21 protein-coding genes, 1 tRNA gene and 1 pseudogene are annotated in these 21,356 nt (G+C 68.6%); 10 read left to right on the top strand and 13 right to left on the bottom strand.

The genetic code is table 11. The features are described 5' to 3' along the window. The first annotated feature begins 107 nt into the window (after positions 1 to 107). Together C5B96_RS11690 and C5B96_RS11685 are read left to right on the top strand one after the other, a co-directional pair. Positions 108 to 647, top strand: a complete 540-nt coding sequence (locus tag C5B96_RS11690; RefSeq protein WP_104245539.1) for a peptidylprolyl isomerase — start codon at positions 108 to 110, stop codon at positions 645 to 647. 44 nt (positions 648 to 691) lie between these two features. After that, positions 692 to 1,576 carry a rhomboid family intramembrane serine protease gene (locus C5B96_RS11685; protein WP_104245538.1) on the top strand — a complete coding sequence of 295 codons (885 nt, stop codon included), beginning with the start codon at positions 692 to 694 and terminating at the stop codon, positions 1,574 to 1,576. 113 nt (positions 1,577 to 1,689) lie between these two features. Here the strand turns inward: C5B96_RS11685 and C5B96_RS11680 are convergent, their stop codons facing one another. After that, positions 1,690 to 1,929 carry a cell division protein CrgA gene (locus tag C5B96_RS11680; protein WP_104245537.1) on the bottom strand — a complete coding sequence of 80 codons (240 nt, stop codon included), beginning with the start codon at positions 1,927 to 1,929 and terminating at the stop codon, positions 1,690 to 1,692. A gap of 104 nt (positions 1,930 to 2,033) precedes the next feature. Between C5B96_RS11680 and C5B96_RS11675 the strand changes: the two genes are divergently transcribed. Genes C5B96_RS11675 through C5B96_RS11670 form a run of 3 tightly spaced genes read left to right on the top strand, consistent with a single transcriptional unit; the run spans position 2,034 to position 3,741 of the window. Then, positions 2,034 to 2,942 carry a class E sortase gene (locus tag C5B96_RS11675; protein ID WP_233189168.1) on the top strand — a complete coding sequence of 303 codons (909 nt, stop codon included), beginning with the start codon at positions 2,034 to 2,036 and terminating at the stop codon, positions 2,940 to 2,942. Continuing rightward, positions 2,939 to 3,106 carry a hypothetical protein gene (locus C5B96_RS17405; protein ID WP_158507174.1) on the top strand — a complete coding sequence of 56 codons (168 nt, stop codon included), beginning with the start codon at positions 2,939 to 2,941 and terminating at the stop codon, positions 3,104 to 3,106. Before C5B96_RS11675 ends, C5B96_RS17405 begins: the two co-directional genes overlap by 4 nt. Further along, entirely contained in the window at positions 3,103 to 3,741 is a 639-nt protein-coding gene (locus C5B96_RS11670) for an aminodeoxychorismate/anthranilate synthase component II (RefSeq protein WP_104245535.1), read from the top strand. The genes C5B96_RS17405 and C5B96_RS11670 overlap by 4 nt, the downstream gene beginning before the upstream one ends. 29 nt (positions 3,742 to 3,770) lie before the next feature. Here the strand turns inward: C5B96_RS11670 and pknB are convergent, their stop codons facing one another. The 7 genes and pseudogenes from pknB to C5B96_RS11635 all read right to left on the bottom strand — a co-directional run. Continuing rightward, positions 3,771 to 5,519 carry a Stk1 family PASTA domain-containing Ser/Thr kinase gene (gene pknB, locus C5B96_RS11665; RefSeq protein ID WP_104245534.1) on the bottom strand — a complete coding sequence of 583 codons (1,749 nt, stop codon included), beginning with the start codon at positions 5,517 to 5,519 and terminating at the stop codon, positions 3,771 to 3,773. A gap of 107 nt (positions 5,520 to 5,626) precedes the next feature. Further along, positions 5,627 to 7,486 carry a serine/threonine-protein kinase gene (locus tag C5B96_RS11660; protein ID WP_104245533.1) on the bottom strand — a complete coding sequence of 620 codons (1,860 nt, stop codon included), beginning with the start codon at positions 7,484 to 7,486 and terminating at the stop codon, positions 5,627 to 5,629. Beyond that, positions 7,483 to 8,937, bottom strand: coding sequence for a penicillin-binding transpeptidase domain-containing protein (locus C5B96_RS11655; RefSeq protein WP_104245532.1), 1,455 nt, complete (start codon positions 8,935 to 8,937; stop codon positions 7,483 to 7,485). Before C5B96_RS11655 ends, C5B96_RS11660 begins: the two co-directional genes overlap by 4 nt. A 5-nt stretch (positions 8,938 to 8,942) precedes the next feature. Further along, positions 8,943 to 10,322 (bottom strand): FtsW/RodA/SpoVE family cell cycle protein, encoded by a 1,380-nt coding sequence (locus C5B96_RS11650; RefSeq protein ID WP_233189176.1) that lies wholly within the window; start codon positions 10,320 to 10,322, stop codon positions 8,943 to 8,945. 13 nt (positions 10,323 to 10,335) lie between these two features. Beyond that, on the bottom strand, positions 10,336 to 11,583 hold the full coding sequence (locus C5B96_RS11645; RefSeq protein WP_104245531.1) for a Stp1/IreP family PP2C-type Ser/Thr phosphatase: 1,248 nt from the start codon (positions 11,581 to 11,583) through the stop codon (positions 10,336 to 10,338). Positions 11,584 to 11,595: 12 nt separating this feature from the next. Further along, positions 11,596 to 12,279: an FHA domain-containing protein gene (locus C5B96_RS11640; RefSeq protein ID WP_104245530.1), complete on the bottom strand. Its 684-nt coding sequence runs from the start codon at positions 12,277 to 12,279 to the stop codon at positions 11,596 to 11,598. Between the two features lie 350 nt (positions 12,280 to 12,629). Then, positions 12,630 to 13,298 (bottom strand): annotated as a pseudogene (locus C5B96_RS11635) (FhaA domain-containing protein); the annotation flags it as partial. Between the two features lie 196 nt (positions 13,299 to 13,494). Between C5B96_RS11635 and C5B96_RS11630 the strand changes: the two are divergent. Then, positions 13,495 to 13,581: transfer RNA gene (locus tag C5B96_RS11630), tRNA-Leu, on the top strand. Between the two features lie 64 nt (positions 13,582 to 13,645). On the opposite strand, the gene C5B96_RS11625 is transcribed toward C5B96_RS11630, so the two are convergent. After that, entirely contained in the window at positions 13,646 to 13,861 is a 216-nt protein-coding gene (locus C5B96_RS11625; protein WP_104245528.1) for a hypothetical protein, read from the bottom strand. Between the two features lie 139 nt (positions 13,862 to 14,000). On the opposite strand from C5B96_RS11625, the gene C5B96_RS11620 reads away from it, so the two are divergent. Then, entirely contained in the window at positions 14,001 to 14,303 is a 303-nt protein-coding gene (locus tag C5B96_RS11620) for a helix-turn-helix domain-containing protein (protein ID WP_104245527.1), read from the top strand. A gap of 266 nt (positions 14,304 to 14,569) precedes the next feature. Continuing rightward, entirely contained in the window at positions 14,570 to 15,457 is an 888-nt protein-coding gene (locus C5B96_RS11615; protein WP_104245526.1) for a LacI family DNA-binding transcriptional regulator, read from the top strand. 77 nt (positions 15,458 to 15,534) lie between these two features. On the opposite strand, the gene C5B96_RS11610 is transcribed toward C5B96_RS11615, so the two are convergent. Together C5B96_RS11610 and C5B96_RS11605 are read right to left on the bottom strand one after the other, a co-directional pair. After that, complete coding sequence (locus C5B96_RS11610; protein ID WP_104245525.1) at positions 15,535 to 16,200, bottom strand: peroxiredoxin-like family protein; 666 nt, start codon at positions 16,198 to 16,200, stop codon at positions 15,535 to 15,537. Positions 16,201 to 16,331: 131 nt separating this feature from the next. Continuing rightward, positions 16,332 to 17,009 carry an HAD hydrolase-like protein gene (locus C5B96_RS11605; protein WP_104245524.1) on the bottom strand — a complete coding sequence of 226 codons (678 nt, stop codon included), beginning with the start codon at positions 17,007 to 17,009 and terminating at the stop codon, positions 16,332 to 16,334. 85 nt (positions 17,010 to 17,094) lie between these two features. Between C5B96_RS11605 and C5B96_RS11600 the strand changes: the two genes are divergently transcribed. Continuing rightward, positions 17,095 to 18,315: an SLC13 family permease gene (locus C5B96_RS11600; protein ID WP_104245523.1), complete on the top strand. Its 1,221-nt coding sequence runs from the start codon at positions 17,095 to 17,097 to the stop codon at positions 18,313 to 18,315. Positions 18,316 to 18,352: 37 nt separating this feature from the next. Here C5B96_RS11600 and nucS read toward each other — a convergent pair whose 3' ends face one another. Beyond that, positions 18,353 to 19,048, bottom strand: coding sequence for an endonuclease NucS (nucS, locus tag C5B96_RS11595; protein WP_104245522.1), 696 nt, complete (start codon positions 19,046 to 19,048; stop codon positions 18,353 to 18,355). 105 nt (positions 19,049 to 19,153) lie between these two features. Beyond that, positions 19,154 to 20,446 carry an MFS transporter gene (locus C5B96_RS11590; protein WP_104245521.1) on the bottom strand — a complete coding sequence of 431 codons (1,293 nt, stop codon included), beginning with the start codon at positions 20,444 to 20,446 and terminating at the stop codon, positions 19,154 to 19,156. 82 nt (positions 20,447 to 20,528) lie between these two features. Between C5B96_RS11590 and C5B96_RS11585 the strand changes: the two genes are divergently transcribed. Then, the coding region (locus C5B96_RS11585; RefSeq protein ID WP_104245520.1) for a LacI family DNA-binding transcriptional regulator at positions 20,529 to 21,356 on the top strand (828 nt) is incomplete at its 3' end.

Below are 21,356 nucleotides of genomic sequence, written 5' to 3'. Positions count from 1 at the left end.
CAATCTTGCCACGCAATGGAGGTCGACCGAACATCGAGACCTGACTATCCTCCTTCTTTACGCTGACCCTTGACTGTGTGCGGCGGGCGGTGTGTGAGAATTGAGCCATGGCCAAGCACACCCACGTCGCGACTCTCCACACGAACCTCGGCGACATCACCGTCAATCTCTTCGGCAACCACGCTCCGCAGACCGTGAAGAACTTCGTCGGTCTCGCTTCCGGTGAGCGCGAATGGACCGATCCGAAGACGGGTACGGCCACCACCGCCAAGCTCTACGACGGCAGCGTCTTCCACCGCATCATCCCCGGCTTCATGATCCAGGGCGGTGACCCGCTCGGCAACGGCACCGGTGGCCCTGGCTACCGTTTCAACGACGAGATCAGCCCCGACCTCGACTTCACCCAGCCGTACATCCTCGCCATGGCGAATGCCGGCATCCAGGGTGGGCAGGGCACCAACGGCTCGCAGTTCTTCATCACCGTGGGGCCGACCCCGTGGTTGCAGGGCAAGCACACCATCTTCGGTGAGGTGGCCGACGACTCCTCGCGCCGCATCGTCGACAAGCTCGCGGCTGTCGCGACCGACTCCTACGACCGCCCTCTCGACTCCGTTGTGATCGAGAGCGTCGAGGTCGCTGACGCGTAAGTGGTTCTCCTGGCCGTCGGCTCCGTCGCAGGGTTCGTAGCGCGATGACCTCCGTTCCCGAGACGTCGTCGAACGTCTGCTACCGGCATCCCGACCGACAGAGTTACATTCTCTGCCAGCGCTGCGGCAAGACGGTCTGCCCCGAGTGTTCCGTGCAGGCGGCCGTGGGTGTGCACTGCGTCGACTGTGCGCGAAACGCACGATCGGGCGGCCAGTACACACGTCGCCCGGCACTGGTGCGGGCCGCGCGGTCGATGAGCCGATCATCCGGCAACCCGATCGTCACCTACGCGATCATCGCGGTGACGGTGTTCGTTTTCGTGCTGCAACTGATTCCCGCGCTCGGTGTCACGAGTGCCCTGCAGTTCGCAGGTGCCTACGTACAGCCCGATGCGGGATACGCGGTGGGCCTGCAGCCGTGGCGCCTGCTGACCTATGCGTTGGTGCACACGCCGTTCTCGATCACGTCGCCGTTCTCGATTCTGCACATTCTCTTCAACATGTATTCGCTCTTCATCTTCGGGCGGATTCTCGAGCCGATGGTCGGGCACCTGCGCTTTCTCGCGCTGTATCTGATCGCCGCCATCGGCGGTGCCGTAGCCGTCGACCTGTTGACCGACCCGGGTGCCGGTGTCATCGGTGCGTCTGGTGCGATCTTCGGCCTGATGGCCGCATTCTTCATCATTGCGCGGCGGCTGGGTGGCAACACCTCCCAGCTCGTGGTGCTGGTCGTGCTGAACCTGGCGATCGGTTTTCTGGTTCCGGGGATCAGCTGGCAGGCGCACATCGGCGGGCTGGTCGCCGGCGCGCTCGTCGGGCTGATCTACATCGAGACCCGGCAGCGCCAGCGGCAGCCGGTGCAGGTTCTGCTGACGGCTGCGGTTTTCGTCGTTCTCGTCGCAGTGACCGTCATCCGCTCACTCGTCTGAGCCGCATCCCGAGACCGTGCGGCTCACTCTGCACCGAACTGGTGATAACCCTGTGGATTATTCGAAGTTATCCACAGGGTTATTAACACTGGGGATAATTACACCCGTGTAACTCAGCGCCACCGAGTGGTCATGATGAAGCCGATGAAGGCGATGCCGAAGCCGATGAGGATGTTCCAGCTGCCGAGGTCGGGGATGGGCAGCACGCCCTGGCTGACGTAGAAGACGATGATCCAGATGAGACCGAGCAGCATGAAGCCGAACATGACCGGCTTGAACCACACCGGGTTGGGGCTCGACTCATCGCTCGTTCTCGGAACGACGTGCTGGGAACGGGTCTTTTCGCGGGCCATGCCGATGATTCTAGCCGGGAATACTGGCCGGGCGCAGAAGAGCACTGTTGGTACGCTGTGAGGAACTCAGCGTTTAGTGATCCACTTCTCCTAAGATGGCCGGCGTGACAGACATTTACTCACTTTATTCCGAAGACCCGGAATCCGGCGACGGCGCCGGTTCGGCGGGCTCGTCGCCCACTCCTGATGATGACCGGCGACGCCGGGACAACCGAGGCAACAGGGGCCGCACGGGCGGGCGCCGCGACAACGCACCCCGATCGATCGTGCGGGGGGTCATCGGAGTCGCGGGAGAACTGCTCATCACCGCTGGCGTGCTCGTCTTCCTCTTTCTCGGTTGGCAGCTCTGGATCCAGGGCATCGCGCTCAACAACGCTCAGACCAACGATGCCTCGGGGCTGTCACAGCAGTGGAACGCTTCGCCCGTGGGGCCCGCCGCCCCCGGCAGCACCGACGCAGCGGCACCTCCGGCCGACTCCTCTGGAGCATCCGGTGCCTCGCCCGTGGTGATGGCCGCACCGGCGGAGACCAAGCAGTTCGCTGTGCTCTACGTTCCGCGGTTCGGTGCGGACTACAAGCGCACCATCGCAGAGGGCGTCGATGCCAAGGCCGTGCTGAACGCCGGAGGCGCCGGCCACTACGAGCAGAGCCAGATGCCGGGCGACATGGGCAACTTCGCCATCGCTGCGCACCGCGACGGATGGGGCAGCCCGTTCATCAAGATCAATGAGCTGCAGATCGGCGACCCCATCTACGTCGAGACCCAGGACGGCTGGTACACCTACCGCTACCGCGACACCGAGTACGTCACGCCCGAGGGTGTCGACGTGTTGAGTGCTGTTCCGCAGGTTCCGGATGCCGCACCCACCGACAGGCTGATCACGCTGACGAGCTGCAACCCCCTCTACATCGCATCTGAGCGCATCATCGCCTACGGGGTGCTCGACTCCTTCACTCCGCGGAGCGCGGGAGCGCCCGCCGAGATCGCCGGCCTCACCGGAAAGGGGGCGTGAGTATGTACGGCGCCCTCTGGCGTGGTCTGCCCGGCCCGGTGTGGCTGCGCATCCTGATCCTGGTGGTGGCGGTCGCCATCGTGCTCTTCGCCCTCTCGACCTGGATCTTCCCGCTGGTCGACGGGCTGCTGACGCCGAGCCAACCGGTTACGGTTGATCCATGACCCACGTTCTCGTCATCGACAACTACGACAGCTTCGTGTACACGCTGAACGGGTACCTGCACCAGCTCGGGGCGGAGACGACCGTCGTTCGGAACGATGCGTTCACCGTCGACGACGCTGCCGCGGCGCTCGAGCAGTATGACGCTGTGCTGATCTCGCCCGGCCCGGGCAAGCCCTCAGAGGCCGGGGTCTCCGTCGCGGTCGTGCACGCGGCGATCGCCGCGTCGACACCGCTTCTCGGCGTGTGCCTCGGCCACCAGGCGATCGCCGAGGCGATGGGTGCGACGGTGACGAACGCGGAAGAGCTGATGCACGGCAAGACATCGGTCATCGTGCACGACGGCAGCCCGTTCTATGCGGGTGTCGACCAGAACTTCCTCGCGACCCGGTACCACTCCCTCGCGGTCGTCGACGGCACCGTGCCCGAGGCGCTCGTCGTGACGTCGCGCACGGAGGGTGGCGTCATCATGGGTCTGCGGCACACGACAGCGCCGGTCTACGGTGTGCAGTTCCACCCCGAGTCGGTTCTGACCGAGGGGGGCTACCGGATGCTCGCGAACTGGTTGGTGTCGGCGGGCCTCGACTCGGCTGAAGCCGCGGCCGACGGGCTCAGTCCGCTCGTTCACGCCGGCTAGCGCGGCACCGGCCAGGCGACGACGCCGCGTCAGTTCGTGGCGGGGGTGGCGGTCGGCGTGGGCGTCGGCACGACCGGTGCGTCGCCCGTGCAGTAGGTGACGACGATCGCCTGGGACTGGGGGGCGTCACCGGCCGGAACGGTCTGGTTCGTGACCGGGCTGCCGACCTGCGCGGCGCAGGTGTCGTCGGTGGCCGAACTCGGGTCGTACCCGATGGCCTTGAGCGCCGTGATGGCCTGTTCGAGCGGCATGTTCACCACGTTCGGCACGGTCACCAGCCCGTTGGAGACGACGAAGGTCACTGTCGCACCCGCCGAGCTCTGGGTTCCCGCCGCCGGAGTCGTGCTGATGATCACGTCGGCGGGCACCGTGGCGGAGTTCTCCTTCGTCGTCGCGCCGACGAGCATCCCGAGGGCCGTGATCGTCGGCGTGGCGGCGGCGACCGTACTGCCCACCACGCTCGGCATCGCCACCGGCTTCGGCCCGAGAGACACGTAGACGCTGATGACCGTCTGCGGCTGAACCACCGTGCCGGCCGCCGGGTCGGTGCTGATGACCTCGCCCGCGGGAACGGACGGATCGTTCTTGTCGTACCGCTGCGTCACGAGGTTCAGCTGTTGCAGGGTCGCATTCGCGTTCTCGTAGGTCTGCCCGGAGGTCACCGGGATGACGCGCGAGGCGTCGGGAATGATGTTGGTCTCCTTGAGCGAGAACACCCAGAACAGAATCGCGATGAGGATGACCGCGACGCTCGCGATACCGGCCCAGATCCAGATGACAGGGGGGCGTGACTGCGTGCGCACGGCGTACTCGTCGTCGCCGGCGAGCTGGGTGAGTGCCGCGTCTGACCCGGCGGTGAGCGTCGGGGGCGCGCCGAAGAGCGACGCCTGGAAGTCTTCGGTGGGCAGGCGCTTCGACGGGATCTTGCCGGCACCGGCGATCTGCAGGTCGACTTTGAAGTCGGCGGCGCTCTGGAAGCGGGCGAAGCGGTCCTTCGCGAGGGAGTGCGCCACGACCTGGTCGAGCGCCGGCGAGACCTTCGGGTTGATGGAACTCGGAGCGACCGGCGCCTCGCTCACGTGCTGGTAGGCGACGGCGACGGGGGTCTCGCCGCGGAAGGGCGCTCGCCCCGTGAGCAGTTCGAACAGCACGATGCCGGTCGAGTACAGGTCGGTCCGGGCATCCACCGACTCGCCGCGGGCCTGCTCGGGTGAGAAGTACTGCGCGGTACCGAGAATGGCCGTCGTCTGGGCGACTGTCGCCGAGGAGTCGGAGATGGCGCGGGCGATACCGAAGTCCATCACCTTCACCTGGCCGGAGTTCGTCAGCATGATGTTGCCGGGCTTGATGTCGCGGTGCACGACGCCGGCACGGTGCGAGTACTCGAGGGCCGTGAGGATGCCGTCGGTGATGCGCACGGCCTCGGCCGGGTCGACCGGTCCCTGGCGGATGAGGTCTTTCAGCAGGATGCCCTGCACGTACTCCATGACGATGAAGGGAACGATCGCCTCGCTGCCGCCGGCCTCGGCGACGCGCTCCTCACCGGCGTCGAAGACCCGCACGATGGTGGGGTGCGCCATGCGCGAGGCGGCCTGGGCCTCCTGGCGGAACCGGGTGCGGAAGATCGGGTCGCCGGCGAGCGACGACTTGAGGAGCTTGATGGCGACGGGCCGGCCCAGGCGTTCGTCGCGCCCGACGTACACGTTCGACATGCCGCCCCGACCGATGATGTCACCGATGCGGTACCGCCCGGCAAGAAGGCGACTGTCATCGGTCACGGTGTGGCTCCAGGGTCGGCTGGCGTCGGGCCAGGGCGGGGTCAGGTGGCGGAAGGATGGTCGTGTGAGTGTAGCTGGTGCATCTGACGCTCCCGGGGGAAGGCCGGTCAGCCCTTCGGGGTCGGAGCAGGGGTGGTCGGCGTCGCCGTGGGGGTGGTCGGCGCTGCGGTCATGACGAGCTCGAGTACCGGTGACGATTCCGACTGCAGCCCGCTGCCGGCGCCGGTGGCCGTGCAGGTCACCTTGTAGGAGATGGAGAGCGTCTCGGCGGTGGCCGGAGCGATGAGCGTCGCCGCGGGGTTCGTTCCCGGCTGGATGGCGACCGTCGCCCCACCGGGGTCGATGTCGTAGCTCGACAGTGTGGTGCCCGACGGGCAGTTGTAGGCGCCCCACGACACGACGAAGGTCGCGTTCGGAGCGACGGCCTTCGGTGTTGCGGTGGGCGTCGACGTGGGGGCGGGCGGCGCGACGGCGTCACCGTAGACCGTCAGGCTGATCGTCGTGCCCTTGGTGATGTTGCCGACCGGGCTCACGGAGTAGACGACGTCGACCAGGTCGGTGCTCGGTGCCGAGTTCTTGGTGACCCGCTCGGCGCCGAGGCCGAGGTTCGAGAGGATCTGGGCCGCCTCGTCGAACGTCTTGCCCTTCAGGTCGGCGTCGTTCACGACGACCGTGTTCGGGGTGACGGTCGGTGTGGGCGTGGTCGGCGGCGGTGTGCTCGGCGGGGCGGAACTCGGCGGAGCACTGCTGGTCGTCGGAGCGGACCCCGAGTTCGACCCGCTGGTGGCCAGCGCGAAGATCGTGCCACCGAGAACGAGCACGAGGATGATGATCAGCACGATGAGCGGCCAGGTCCACGGGCTGCGCGACTTCTTGACCGGTTCCCCGGAGCCGTCGTCGAGTGTGGAGAGGGATGCCGTGCCGGGGCCGTTCGGGCCACCCGCACCGTTCGCCGGGCCGCCGACGAGCGACCCGAAGGCGGCACCGGCACCAGCTGCGCCCGCCGCGCCGAGCACGGTGGTCGCCTGCGTCGGATCGCCTGCACCCGCACCGGTGTTGCCGGCGGTGGGCATGAGCATGGTCGCCGTGTCGGCGGGCGCCGGACGGTCGCCGAGAACGGCGGGAACAGCCGCGGCGGCCAGGGCGACGTCACCCTGCCGCAGTGCGGTCGCCGCCCGCGCGAGAGCTGCCGCCGAGGCAGGGCGGTCGGCCGGCTTCTTGGCGATGCAGGAGAGCACGAGGTTGCGCACGGGCTCGGCGATGGTCACGGGGAGGGGCGGCGGAGCGTCGTTGATCTGGGCCATGGCGATGGCCACCTGCGACTCGCCGCTGAACGGTCGCTTGCCGGCCAGGCACTCGTACGCGACGATGCCCAGCGAGTAGATGTCGGTCGTCGACGAGGCGGACTGCCCGCTCGCCTGCTCGGGCGAGAGGTACTGCACGGTGCCCATGACCTGCCCGGTGGCGGTCAGGGGAACCTGGTCGGCGATGCGTGCGATGCCGAAGTCGGTGATCTTCACTCGGCCGTCGGGGGTGATGAGCAGGTTCCCCGGCTTGATGTCGCGGTGCACGAGGCCGGCGTTGTGGGCCGCCTGCAGGGCCGAGGCGGTCTGCGCGATGATGTCGAGCACGCGATCCGTCGACAGAACGTGTTCCCGCTCGAGGATCGCCGACAGGGCTTCGCCCGGAACCAGCTCCATGACGAGGTAGGCGCTGCCCTCTTCTTCGCCGTAGTCGAAGACGTTCGCGATGCCCTCGTGGTTCACCAGCGCCGCGTGGCGGGCTTCGGCGCGAAAACGCTCGAGAAAGCCCGGGTCGCCGAGGTACTCGTCTTTCAGGATCTTGATGGCGACGTTCCGCCCGATGACCAGGTCGGTCGCCTGCCAGACCTCGCCCATTCCACCGATCGCAATGCGCGTGGAAAGCTCGTACCTTCCCCCGAAGGTGAGCCCTGCTGTGGGTCTCATTTATTCAGCACCGCCTCAAGTACTTTCTTGGCAATCGGTGCGGCAACCTCGTTGCCCGACCCGGATTCGCCTAGTCCGCCGCCATTTTGTACCACTACTGCAACTGCAACCTGTGGGTTGTCTGCAGGAGCAAAACCTGTGAACCAGAGGGTGTACGGATCGCCCGTCCCGTTCTCCGCTGTTCCCGTCTTACCGGCCACACTGACTCCGTCTATTCTTGCATTAGTCGCCGCGCCGGAATTGACCGCCTCGACCATCCACGACGAAAGAGTCGAAGCTGTTACCGAGTTGATGGGGTCGGCGAGCTTCTTGGCCTCGAACTGCTTCAGCATCGTCAGATCGGGCGCCCGAACGTCGTCGACGAGCGTCGGCGTCATGATCGAACCGCCGTTGGCGACAGCCATCGACTGCTCGACGATCTGCATCGGCGACGAGCGCACGCTGGCCTGCCCGAACGACGACAGGGCGAGACGCGAGTCGTCTTCGAGAGGCGGGAACTGGCTCGCCTCGACGGGGATCGGCGAATCGAAGTCGGAGTTGTAGCCGTAGGCGTTGGCCATGTCGGTGAGGGCCTTGTCGCCCATCTCGACGCCGAGCTCGGCCATCGGGATGTTGCAGGAGAGAACGAAAGCGGTTCTGATGCTGACGGTGTCGCCCGGGCCGCAGGTGCCGCCACCGGCGTTCGACACGACGTTCGTGCTCTGCGGCAGCTGGTAGCCCGCGGGGTTCGGCAACTGGTGGTCTTCAGTGAGGCCGGCATTCTGCAGGGCCGCCGACGACGTCACGATCTTGAACGTCGAACCGGGCGGGTCGAGGTCTCCGCCGAGCGTGCGGTTGATCAGCGGGTTGCCCGAGTCGGCGATCAGAGCGTCGTACTGCTGGATGACGGCGTCGGTGTCGTGCACGGCGAGGATGTTCGGGTCGTAGTCGGGCTTCGACACCATGGCCAGGATGCGGCCGGTCTTCGGTTCGACGGCGATGACCGCGCCGGTCTGGCTGCCGAGAGCGTCGTACGCGGCCTGCTGCACAGCGGGGTCGATGGTCAGCTCGACGGAGGCCCCCTGTGGGTTCTGCCCGGTGACGATGCTGTTCAACTGGCTGAGGAACTGGCTGCCCGAGGTGCCGCTGAGTTCGTCGTTCATGGCGGCCTCGATGCCGCTGGAGCCCTGGTCGAGCGTGAAGTAGCCGGTGACGGCGCTGTAGAGGGGGCCGTTTGTGTAGGTGCGCTGGTACTTGTACTGGTCGGCCGAGGGCACGCTCTGCGCGATGGGCTGGCCGGCGACCAGGATGGCGCCGCGCTCCTTCGAATAGCTGTTGTTGATGGTGCGCGCGTTGCGGGAGTCTCCGGCCAGGGTGTCTGCGGAGAAGAACTGGATGGTCGTCACCGAGAGGAAGAGCGCTGCGAACATCGCGAGAATGACGATGGTGACGCGTTTGAGTTCCCTGTTCATGGGTTCTAGACCACCAACCTTGGCTGATTGCGCACCGTGTCTGAGAGGCGGAGGAGGAGCGCCACGATGATCCAGTTGGCCACGAGCGACGAGCCGCCGGCGGCGAGGAACGGGGTCGTGAGACCGGTGAGCGGGATGACGCGGGTGACCCCGCCGATGACGATGAAGCACTGCAGGGCGATGACAAAGGTCAGGCCGATGCCGAGCAGGCGGCCGAAGTCGTCGTTGCCCGCGAAGCTGATGCGGAGCCCGCGGGCGATGAAGAGCAGGTAGAGCGCGAGGATGGCGAACAGGCCGGCCATGCCGAGCTCCTCGCCGAGGCTGGCGACGATGTAGTCGCTCTGCGCCAGGGGCGTGATGTCGGGCTGGCCCTGGCCGAGGCCCGTGCCGATGAGGCCGCCGTTCGCGAGCCCGAACAGGCCCTGCACGAGCTGGTAGCTGCCGCCCTGCGCGTCGTAGTTCACGGAGGCGAACGGGTTCAGCCAGTTCGAGAACCGGTCGTTGACGTAGACGAGAACCTGGCTCGCGATGAGCGCCCCGCCGAGGAACAGGCCGACACCGATGATCACCCAACTGAGCCGCGCGGTGGCGACGTAGATCATCACCACGAAGAGCCCGAAGTAGAGCAGGGCGGTGCCGAGGTCGCGCTGGAAGATGATGACCGACATCGAGGCCGCCCAGATCACCAGGATCGGACCGAGGTCCCGCCCGCGCGGGAACCGCATGCCGAGCACCTTGCGGCCGACCGCCGACAGGCTGTCGCGTCGCGAGACGAGATAGCCGGCGAAGAAGATCGCCAGCGCGATCTTCGCGACCTCACCCGGCTGGAACGAGAGCGGGCCGACGCCGATCCAGACGCGGGCGCCGTACACCTCCTTGCCGATTCCGGGCAGCAGCGGGAGGAGCAGCAGGAAGCCCGAGATGGCCATGAAGACGTAGGTGTAGCGCTGCAGCACGCGGTGGTTGCGCAGCGCGATGATCACCACGAGCGCGGCGACGATGGCGATCGCGCTCCACACCACCTGCCGCACGGCGGTGCTCTCCCAGCCCACGTTGCCCGGAATCTGCAGGTCGATGCGGTAGATCTCGGCGATACCGATGCCGTTCAGCAGGGTGGCGATCGGCAGGATGAACGGATCGGCGTTCGGCGCGACGAACCGCAGGGCGATGTGCGCCCCGACGACCAGCACCGACAGACCGGCGCCGAGCAGCGCGACCTGGCCATAGTCGACGGTTCCGCTGGAGCCGAGTTGAACCATCACGACTGCGCCCGCATTCGCGAGGCAGGCGAAGAGCAGGAGGAAGATCTCGAGGTTGCGGAGCTTCTCGGGCACGTGGATGCGGCGCACCGGCTTCTCGCCCGGCTTGACGGCAGGAGCGGCCACGGCGGCCTCGCGGCTAACCACGTGGCACCGTGTCGCTGATGCTCTGCACGGTCGCCCTGGCAGCGTCGATCGTGTCGGCGCTGATGGTGCTCTCGACCTGCGTCTGCATGTAGGCGGGAAGTTGGTCGATGCTGATTCCGGTGTCTTCGTACACGTGCGAGAGGGAGATCGGGCCGATGGTCTGCTGGATGCCCTGGTAGATGGCGACGTGACCGTTGGTCTGGCCGACGAAGTAGCGCGTCTGCGTCCACTGGTAGCCGAGCAGCAGAGCCGCCGCGATGGCGACGACCACGACGACACCGCCGATGAGCCAGGTGAGCTTGCGCTTGCGGCTGCGGCGCCGGTCTTCGTCGATCAACTCGTCGAGGTAGTCGTCGCCCTGCGCCTCGAAGTGCGACGGTTCGGCGGAACCGGGGCCTCGCGGGTGCAGGCGGAGGCCGGGCATCCGCGTCGCCTTCTTGCCCTGTGCCCCGCCATACGCCACGGGGCGTGATGCGGCGCCCACCGTCTGGGCGATGTAGGTGCTACCGGTGAACGATTCGCTGATGTCGACGACCACGACGGTGACGTTGTCAGGTGCGCCGTGGTCGAGGCTCTCCTTCACGAGCAGGTCGGCCACCTCCTGGGGAGCGGGATGCTCGGCAAGGGTTTTGGCGATGTCGTCGTTCTCGACGACCCCGGTGAGCCCGTCGGAGCAGAGCAGCCACCGGTCGCCCGGCCGCGTGTCCATCACCTGCAGGTCGACGTCGGGGGTGGAGTCGACATCGCCGAGCACGCGCATGAGAACCGAGCGGCGCGGATGCACCTTCGCCTCCTCTGCGGTGATGCGGCCGTTGTCGACGAGGCGCTGCACGAACGTGTGGTCGGTCGTGATCTGGGTGAGCTTGCCGTCACGGAAGCGGTAGATGCGTGAGTCTCCGATGTGCGCGAGGGCGACGCTGTGGCCCACCCGCACGAGGGCGGAGAGCGTGGTGCCCATGCCGGTGAGCTCCGGATGCTCGTACACGGCCTCGGCGAGGATCGCGTTCGCGCTGACGATCGCCTCCTGCAGGGCGAACTCCGCGTCGACCGCCGAGCTGTACTCGCCATCGATCTCGAGCAGCTTGTTCAGCGCCAGAGCGCTCGCGACGTCGCCACCGGCGTGGCCGCCCATGCCGTCGGCCACAGCGAACAACGACTGGCCGGCGTACCCGCTGTCTTGGTTGTTCGAGCGCACGCGCCCGACGTGGGAGACCGCTGCGCTCTCCGTGACCAGTGCCATGGGAGGGGCCGCCTAGCGCCGCAGTTCAAAACTGGTGGAACCAATTCTGACCGGGGTGTTGAGCGGAACGGGGGCGGGCTGGGTGACCCGCTTGCCGTCGAGGTATGTGCCGTTGGTCGAATCCAGATCCTGGATCACCCACTCGTTGTTCCAGTTGAGCAGGCGCGCGTGGTGCGTGGAGGTGTAGTCGTCGCGGATGACGACACTCGAATCGGTGGAGCGGCCGATGGTGAGCGGGTCGACGCCGAGCTCGATCTCCGTTCCGGCCTTGGTGCCGGAGGTGATGACGAGCTTGTGTGCGTTGCTGGTCGTCGCCCGCGGATGCACCCCGGCGCTCGAACCCTCGAGCGGGGTGAACACCGGCACCTTCGACTGCGGCGGCGGTGTGGGCGGGTGCGACGTGTCGGGCAGCCCGGCAGAGGATGCGGCGGCGCCGACCACGACGCCGTGTGCCCCGGGGGCGGGCTGCATCGGCGCCTGCGCGGGGGGAGCCCCGACGGCGGCGTTCTGCGGAGGGGGCGAGAAGCCCGCTGCGGCGGCGCTGCCGGCGGATGCCGCGGTGCCCGCAGGGTCGCGCATCTTGCGCACGCGCTGGCCGAAGAGATCGGAGCGCATCGCATAGACGATCACGAAGACGAAGACCCAGAGCAACGCCAGAAAGCCGAAACGCAGGATCAGGAGGGTGAGTTCACTCATAGATTCCACCGGAATCCGCCGGGCTCTGGCGGCTGGCTCTCATCCGGTGCCTGATCGTCGAGGGGAAAGGGGTCTGCCGCGGCGTCTGCGGGCTGGTCCCGGCGATTCGAGCGCGGTTTCTGGGGCGCGCGCTTCGCGCGGCGCGGCGCCTCTGCGGCGGGGTCGGCGGCCGCTGCCGCGGCAGCGCGCCGCGGCGATTCCACCGGCGGCGCAGCCTTCGCCGCTTCTGCGGGCGCAGCCGGGGCCTCCGGGGCGGCAGCGCGAGCGGCCGGCCGTGGTGCGGCTGCGGAGGCGTTCGCGCCGGCATCGACCGAACCGGGCTGCGGCGTGGCCTCGGCGAAGGCCGCGACATCCGACGCCTGGGCGAGAACGCGGAAGACCACGCGGGTGCGACCGATCTGGATGACCGAGTCGGGCTCGACGACGGCCCGCGTCACCGCCTGGCCGTTCAGCTGGGAGCCGTTCGTGGAGCCGAGGTCGCGCACCTCGGCGTTCTTGCCGTCCCACAGGATCTCGATGTGCTTGCGCGAGATGCCGGTGTCTTCGACAGTGATGTCTGCCTCGCGGCCGCGGCCGATGACCGTGCGGGCGCGGGTGAGGGGGTAGCGCTTGCCGGCGACGTCGAGAACCGGGCTCCAGACGACGTCGCGCTGCACCGTGGAACTCTCGATCTCGAGCAGGCCGGTGTTCAGGCGCGGTTGCTCGACGAGTGTGACGCTGACGCTGCCGGCGAACTGGAAGCCCTGCGCCGAGGCGTGCTTCTGCACGACCTGGGTGAGTTCGTCGACGAGGGTCGGGCCGAGGCCCTTCATGCGCTGGAAGTCGCTCGAGCCGACGAGCACGCGAAAACTGTTGGGCACGAGGATGCGGTCGCGCGAGACGACCGCCGCCTTGGTGTCGAGCTCGCGCTTGAGTGCGGAGCTGATCTCAACCGGTTGCAGCCCCGAGCGAAAGGTCTTCGCGAAGGCGCCGTTGACGGCGCGCTCGAGACCTTTCTCGAAGTTGTCCAGTATTCCCACACGTCTCCCAAATTCGGTGTGCCGCCGCAGAGCAGGGCACAGGCGTCGGCATGAATGCTACGACAGATGTTACTTGCCGAGGGTGTTAAAGGCCTGCAGTGCAGAACTCCGGGGCCATTCGAAGCCTGTGGAGGAGTGGTCGCCCGCGGGCCTCGTTTTCGGATTCGGCGCTTTCAGTGCTAATCTCGCTGAGTTGGCGCGAGTGGCGGAATTGGTAGACGCGCACGGTTCAGGTCCGTGTGTTCGTAAGGACGTGGGGGTTCAAGTCCCCCTTCGCGCACCAGCACTGAAGGCCTCCAATCGGGTTGATCCCGGTCGGAGGCCTTCTTCTGTTTCAGGTGCGGGGGTCAGGTGCGGCGGGTGAAGAAGGTCAGGAAGGCGCCGAAGGCGGCGAACATGCCGCCGAAGGCAGCCAGGGCCAGGCCGAGCGAGACGAAGGCGCCATCGAAGACGAGCCCGAGCGTCGTGAGCAGCAGCCCGAACGCCAGGATGAGGAAGCCGTAGGCGAGCAGGGTCGCCGGGGCGGAGCGGCGGGGCTTGACGATGGAGTCTGAGTCGGTCATGGGATCGATTTTAGTTCGCGGCGCGTGCGCTCAGGGCTTCCGCCGGCCGAGCCGACGGAAAAGTGCGGAGACCTGAGGCACAGATGTAACAGGTGCGCACGCTCTGGCTGCAGAATGTTCGGGCCGGTAGTCATGAGGTATGGCTGATCCGCATTCCGAGGCTGCCCGCACCGTCGGCGAACGCATGCGCGAGACCCGGCTGCGCCTCGGGCTCAGCCAGGAGGATGTGGCCGAGCTGGCCGAGATGCACGTGACGAACGTGGGCAAGATCGAGCGCGGCCAGACGAACCCGAGCCTGTCGACGCTTATCGCCCTCGCCGGCGCGATGAATGCCGACCCCGGTGCCTGGGTGACGGGCCTGACGCCCGACATGATCCCCGGCCGTACGCACAAGTTCACCGCCGCCGACCTGATCCGCGAGCAGAAGCGCCGCCAGGGCTGAGCCGAGCGCCCCACCGGGCGTCGGCCCGAGGCAATGAAGATTACCTGAACTCGCGCTACCGCCTGCCCCGAAACGCGCACTAGAGTCACTGGGGAACCGAGCACATCGGCCTATAATACGAATTCCCTCTGAATGCGGAGCGCCCCCGCTCCCCCAACCCCGGCTTCTGTGCCGGATGCTCGGGGGTGGCTGTGGGGCCGGTGCTGCTGGGGAGGGCGACGGAGGACTGCCCTGCCCAGGAAACGGTTCGGGGTCAGTGTGCCCGGGTGCTGCGGATCATCCAGGAGACCGGATATGTCGCCGACCCGATCGCTCGCCGTCTGAAGCAGATGGGCAACCGGATGATCGGGGTCTACACCTACGAAGCCCTCTTCCCCCTCGAGCGGGAGGACTTCTTCTACCCGTTCCTCGCCGGGATCGAGGAGGAGGCGCAGCGGCTCGACCACGACCTGCTGCTGCTCACCAGCGGACGGGCGGGCGGGGGCAGTCTCGGGCTCAGCACCGGGGCCACGCGGTTGCGCCTCGCCGACTGCTGCATTCTGCTCGGGCAGTACATGCCGTCAGAAGAGCTGCAGTTTCTCGCCGGCAGCGGTTTTCCGTTCGTGTCGATCGGTCGCCGCGACGATGCGGGCGGGCCGATCTCCTATGTCGCCGCCGACTACGAGCAGGCGGTGGGTGCGCTCGTCGACCGGGCGCGGGAGCTCGGCCACGAGACGTTCGTCTACCTCGGCTACGGCAGCGGCGTCGAGTCGTACGTCGACCGGGCGAAGGGTTTCGATGCGCAGGCCGGCCGGGCGGGCATCCATCTGCCGCCCGTCGGAGACCCGCACGAGTGGATCAGGGTCGTTCAGGCCTCGGGTGCGACCGTCGTCTTCGTCGAGCAGCACGAACAGGTGGAACAGCTGACGTCGGCGCTGGCCGACGAGGGGCTCTCTGTGCCGTCGGCGTTCTCGCTCGTCTCGCTCTCGGGCTCGCCGGACTCGCCCGACGAACTGACCGGGTTCGAGCTTCCGCGACGCGAGATGGGGCGGCTCGCGGTGTCGATGCTGTCGGAGCCGGGGCGGCACGAGCCGCAGGTGCTGCTCGGCTGCTCGCCGGTGCCGGGCCGTACGCTGGCGGAGGCTCCGGCGCGGCGGGATGCTGCGGCCGGCTAGTCGGTCGGGCCTGCTGCGGCCGCGAGCTGCGGCGCACCCCACCCGCGCCACCGCTGCGCACCCGCGCCACCGCCGCGTCAGTCGCGGAGCCGCGCCACCGCCTCGAGAATGGCCGACACCTCGGTGCGGGTGGTGTAGTCGACGTGCACATCGGCGAAGCGCACCGTGCGGTCGGCGTCGACCAGCAGCACGGTGGGGAACGGGATGTCGCCGGTCGCGTCGGCGTTGCTGTCTGCCACGTCGAATCCGAGGGCCGTGTGCGCCTCACGCGCCTCGGCGCTCGGCTCGGTGAGCAGGCCGAGACGGCGCACGAGCGCGTTCGAGGCATCCGAGAGCACGGGGAAGTCGAGCTCTGCGCCCTCGACGGCCGCGCGGGATCCGTCGGGGGTCTGCGGGCTGAGGGCGACGAGGCCGACGCCCTGCTCGCGGAGGGCGGGCAGCAGCTCGCGCTGGTACGTCTTCAGAGTGAGGTTGCAGTAGGGGCACCACGCGCCGCGGTAGAACACGAGAACCGCCGGTGCGTCGCCGACGGCCGCTGCGAGGGTGGTCGGGTTGCCGTCGGGGGTGAGCAGGTCGGCGTCGGGAACCGTGTCGCCGACCGAGACAGCGTTCGCGGGAATGCCGCGGGAGTTCAGGGCGGCCTGTTCGGCGGCGAACACGGCAGAGAGGTCAGGGCCGATCTGGGCTTCGAAGCCCTGGTTGAACTCGGTGACCTGGGCGGCGATGGTGGGGGAGGTAGGCATGGGTCGAGGCTACGTCGCGGGGCTGCCGGGCATCCTGCAGCCTGTAACAGCGCGTCACACAGCCGCGGCCGCCGGCGCCGGTCGCGCCACTCGCGCCACTCGCGCCGGTCGCACCAGACGCGCCGGTCGCGCTAGACGAGCAGTGCGCGCAGCTGGTCGACCGAGTGCACGACGGCGATGGCACCGGCCGCCTCCGCAGGCGACCCGTAGCCCCACTCGACCATGATCGGCGGGATGCCGTGCTCTGCCGCGCCCTCCATGTCGTGGATGCGGTCGCCCACCAGCACGAGGTTCGTCAGGTCGACGCCGGCCTCCCGCAGGCGCGTAAGGGCTTCGGCGATCACGTCGGCCTTGGCGCTTCGCGTCTCGTCTTCGCTCGCCCCGGTGATGGTGACGAACGCGGTGTCGAGGCCGAGGTGCTCGAGAATGCGGTGCACCTGCACCTCCGACTTCGAGGTGGTGATGGCGAGCGGGATTCCGGCCTTGTTCAGAAAGCGCACGAGCCCCACCATGCCGGGGAAGGTGACGGCGTCGGCGGCCGGGCCCTCGCTCGCGGCCAGCCCGCGGTAGATGCCGAGCGCCTCGAGCGCCTCGGCCTCGTTCATGCCGGCGACGATCCTGAAACCCTCGAGAATGGGCGGCCCGACGAACTTCACGAGTTCGGCGGGGAGGGGCACGGGTCGGCCGAGGGCGACCAGGGTGCGGGAGAGTCTGCCGATGATTCCGGGAGCCGAGTCGGTGATGGTGCCGTCGAGGTCGAAGAGGATGCACGACCACGGTTTCTGGGGTGACACTGCTGAATTTGTCATCGCACGACATTCTAGGGCGCATGGGTAGACTCGCCTGATCGACACCAACGCACCCCCCAGCTCGCGGCGACCACGCCCGTCGGCCATGGTCATCCTGAGCCTGGTGCTCGTGGTTGCCGCCATCATCGTCATCGCCACCGGAGTTCTGCCGCAGAGCGATTCGCTGGCCCTGGCCGACCGGGTGGTTCCGGTACTCGGCTTCGTGGTCGCCATCACGATCGTCACGGAGCTCGCGGCAGAGGCGGGGCTGTTCGCCGTGCTCTCGGGCTGGCTCGCGCGCCGCGGTGGGCGACGGGTCTGGATGCTGTGGCTCTTCGTCATCGTTCTCGCGACGCTGAGCACGGTCTTCCTGTCGCTCGACACGACCGCGGTGCTGGTGACGCCGGTGGTGGTGCTGCTGGCGCTGCAGGCCGGGCTGCCGCCTGTTCCGTTCGCGCTCGCCACGGTGTGGCTGGCGAACACGGCGTCGCTGCTGCTGCCGATCTCGAACCTCACGAACCTGCTGGCGGCGACGGAACTCGCGAGCGTGGCATCGGGTTCGGCTGGTACGGGGGCGCCGGGGGCTGCGGATGCCGCGGGCGTCGATCTGGCGTCACCGCTCGGTTTCGCGTCGGTCGTCTGGGCGCCGGCCCTCGTGGGCATCGTGGTGCCCGTCATTCTGCTCTCGCTGCTGTTCCGGCGGGCGCTTCGCGGAACGTACGTCGTACCCGAGCGCGCATCCATCGACGACCGCACTCTGCTCGTGGTGTCGGGGGTCGTGGTGGTGGTGCTGCTGCCGTTGCTCGTCTCCGGGCTGCCGGTGTGGATCCCCGCGACGGGCGGAGCGCTGGTTCTGCTGGTCGTGTTCGCGCTGCGCCGGCGGTCTGCGCTCGGGGTGGGGCTCGTTCCGTGGACGCCGGTGGCGATCGCTGCGGGGCTCTTCGTGCTGGTCGAGGCGGCGCAGGTCAACGGGCTCGGTTCTGTGGTGAGCGCGGTCGGCGGGTCGGGGTCGTCGTTCCCGGCACTGCTGCAGCTGGCGGGGCTCGGCGTGGTGTCGGCGAACGGGATCAACAATCTGCCGGCCTACCTGGTGCTCGAGCCGGCTGCGGGGTCGCCGGTGCGGCTCATCGCGCTGCTGATCGGGGTGAACCTCGGGCCGCTCGTGACGCCGTGGGCGTCGCTCGCGACGCTGCTCTGGCACCAGAAGGTGACGGCGCAGGGCGTGACGATCCGCTGGGGCCGCTTCATGCTCGCGGGCCTGGTGGCGGTCGTGGTGACGGTGCCGCTCGCGGTGCTCGCGCTCTGGCTGAGCGCGGGCGCCCCCTAGCCGCCCCGCCCGCAGCGAGCTCGGCGGCTCGCGGCCGTCAGAACAGCCTGGAGTCGCTGTCGTCGAGGCCGCGCATGGCGTCGTAGTCGAGGAGGAGGGTGCGGATTCCGCGGTCGTGCGCGAGGGTGCGGGCCTGCGGCTTGATCTCCTGCGCCGCGAAGATGCCGGTGACGGGCGCGAGGTGCGGGTCGCGGTTCATCAGTTCGAGGTAGCGGGTCAGCTGCTCGACGCCGTCGATGTCGCCGCGACGCTTCAGCTCGACCGCGACCGCGCGGCCCGCGGCATCCCGCGCCAGGATGTCGACCGGGCCGATGGCCGTCATGTACTCGCGGCGCACCAGCACGTGCCCGTCGCCCAGCAGCTCGATCTGCTCGGCGAGAAGCTTCTGCAGGTGGGCCTCGACGCCGTCTTTCACCAGACCGGGGTCGACTCCGAGATCGTGCGACGTGTCGGTGAACACTTCGTGGATCGACACCACGAGAAGGTCGGCCGTCTTCGCGTGGGTGACCTTCCAGAGCTCGGTGATGCCGGCATCCCGCTGTTCGTCGTCGGGTTCGATGATCTGCAAGGTGCAGGGCGGGCTCATCCAGTTCAGCGGTTTGTAGGAGCCGCCGTCACTGTGCACGAGGATGCTGCCGTCGTTCTTCAGCATCAGCAGGCGGGTCGCGAGGGGAAGGTGGGCGCTCAGTCGACCGGCGTAGTCGACGGCGCATCGGGCTATGACGAGTCGCACACAGCGAGTTTAGGCGGTCGGCGGTGCGCGGCCCGCCCGCCCCGGAGAGGCCGGGAGCGCCCGCCCACCCGGGAGCGCCCCGGCCCGCCTGCCCGCCTGGGAGCGTCAGGTGCGCTGGAAGCGGCCCGAGCGCTCGCGGGCGGCGGGCGCCGCGATCGCCGCGAGCACGAGCAGCGCGAGAATCACATAGAGGGCGTTCAGGATGCCGAAATGCTGGCCGAGAAAACCGAGCAGCGGCGGGCCGGCGAGAAACGCGAGGTAGCCGATCATCGCGACCGCGCTCACGCTCGCCGTCGCCTTCGCCGGGTCGTCTGCGGCGGCGGACATGCCCACAGGGAACCCGAGCGACGCCCCGAGGCCCCAGAGCACGGCGCCGACGACGGCCATCCAGAGGCTGGGCGCGAGGATGAAGCCGAGCAGCCCGATCGCGCCGAGCAGCGCCGACCAGCGGAGGATCGGCACGCGGCCGAAGCGGTCGAGCACGGGGCCGCCGGCGACGCGGCCGACCGTCATTGCGGCGACGAACACCCCGAAGACGATGGCGCCGGTGGTGTTCGACTGGTGGTGTCCGTCGACGGTTGCGATGGCGAGCCAGTCGTTGGCGGAGCCTTCGGCGAAGGCCATTCCGAGCATGATCAGGCCGATCAGCAGCAGGCGGGTGTCGGCCCAGACGGCCAGGCTCTCGCGGATGCGCTGGCCGAGGGCGGGCTTCGCGGGCGCGCCGGTCTTCTGGCCGTCCAGCCCGGCCCCGTCGAGCCCGGCCCCGTCGGGCTGCCCGGCCTCGAGGTGCGCGGGCAGGAAGCGCACGGTCACCACGCCGGTGGCGGCGATGAGCACAGCCATCAGCCCGAGGTGCCAGATGACGGGCACAGAGAGGGCGGATGCCGCGGCCCCGATCCCGGCGCCGGCGACGGTTCCGAAGCTGAAGAACGCATGCATCAGCGGCAGCAGTGTGCGGCCCACGGCGCGCTCGACCTGCGCCCCCTCGAGGTTCATCATCACGTCCATCGCGCCATTGCCGAAGCCGAGGACGGCGAGCGACAGGATGCCGAGGCCCAGCTCGGGCACGACGGTGGCCGTGACTCCGACGCTCGCGAGGCCGGTGGCGAGCAGAACCATGCAGAGGGCGATGCCCGCACGCGGGCCCAGGCGGAACAGGATCTGCTGGGCGGCCAGCAGGCCGAGCACGGCTCCGCCCGACAGGCCGAGCAGAAGCAGCCCGACCGCGGAGGTGTCGAGGTGCAGGTCGTCACGAACGGCAGGAAGCCGGGAGACCCAGGTGGCGATCGACAGCCCGCTCATCGTGAAGATGACGAAGATGGCGTTCCGCCAGGCGATGAGGCTGGCGGGTGCCCGGCCGGGGGCCGGGGTGGTCGCGGGGGCGCTGGGCTGGGACATGGTGGCTTTCGAAGAGGGGGCGGTCGAGCATCCAGAACCGGAATCGAATCGATTCGATCGAGGCTCTACTAGGCTAGGGGATGTGAGTGCAGAGAGACAACCGTCGATCGCGGAACCGTCGCGGCCGACCCTCGCCGACGTCGCGAAGCGGGCCGGCGTCTCGGGCTCGACGGCGTCGATCGCGTTCAGCGGGGTCGGGTCGATCTCTGCGTCGACGCGGGAACGGGTGCTGCAGGCGGCGGAGGAGCTGCGCTACTTCGGGCCCGATCCGCGCGCGCGGTCGCTGCGGCAGGGGCGGTCGGGCATCGTCGGGGTGGTGCTCGAAGACCGCGTGCTGCACTCGTTCCGCGATCCGATGACGATCGCCGTGCTCGACGGCATCTCGCAGACGCTCGGCAGCGAACACTCCGGCCTGCTGCTGCTCACGGCGACGGGAGTGGGGGAGTCGAGCATCCAGAGCGCCGTCTTCGACGCGGCCGTCTTTCTCGGGTGCAGCCCGCGGCTGACGCGGTCGATCGAGGTGATGCGGCAGCGCAACATTCCGATGGTGGCGATCGAGGGGCAGCATTTCGACGGTGTGCTCGACGTGGCGCTCGACAATCGTGAGGCGTCGACGCGGCTGGCGCGGCTGGTGCACGGGCTCGGGCACCGGCGGGTGGCGACGGTCGTGCTGCCGACCGACGCCGAGCGCACGCTGCGGCCGCTGAGCGACGAGGTGCTGGCGCAGGCGACGACCGCCGTGGCGATCGACCGTCTCGCCGGGGCGCGGAAGGTCTACCCGGGGCTCGGCGGGTACGTCGCGGCGAACTCGTCGAGCGACGACGGCTTCGCCGCCGGGCTGCGGCTGCTGGCGGTTCCGGATGCCGCGGCGGGGGTTCACGGGGGCGGGGCGCTCGCGACCGAGGGCGAC

Origin of the sequence: Subtercola sp. Z020, from assembly GCF_002931235.1 — a bacterium.
In the GTDB taxonomy this organism is placed as follows: domain Bacteria; phylum Actinomycetota; class Actinomycetes; order Actinomycetales; family Microbacteriaceae; genus Subtercola.
Note: the sequence above shows the minus strand (reverse complement) of the source record. Positions and strands in the feature narration are given on the sequence as shown.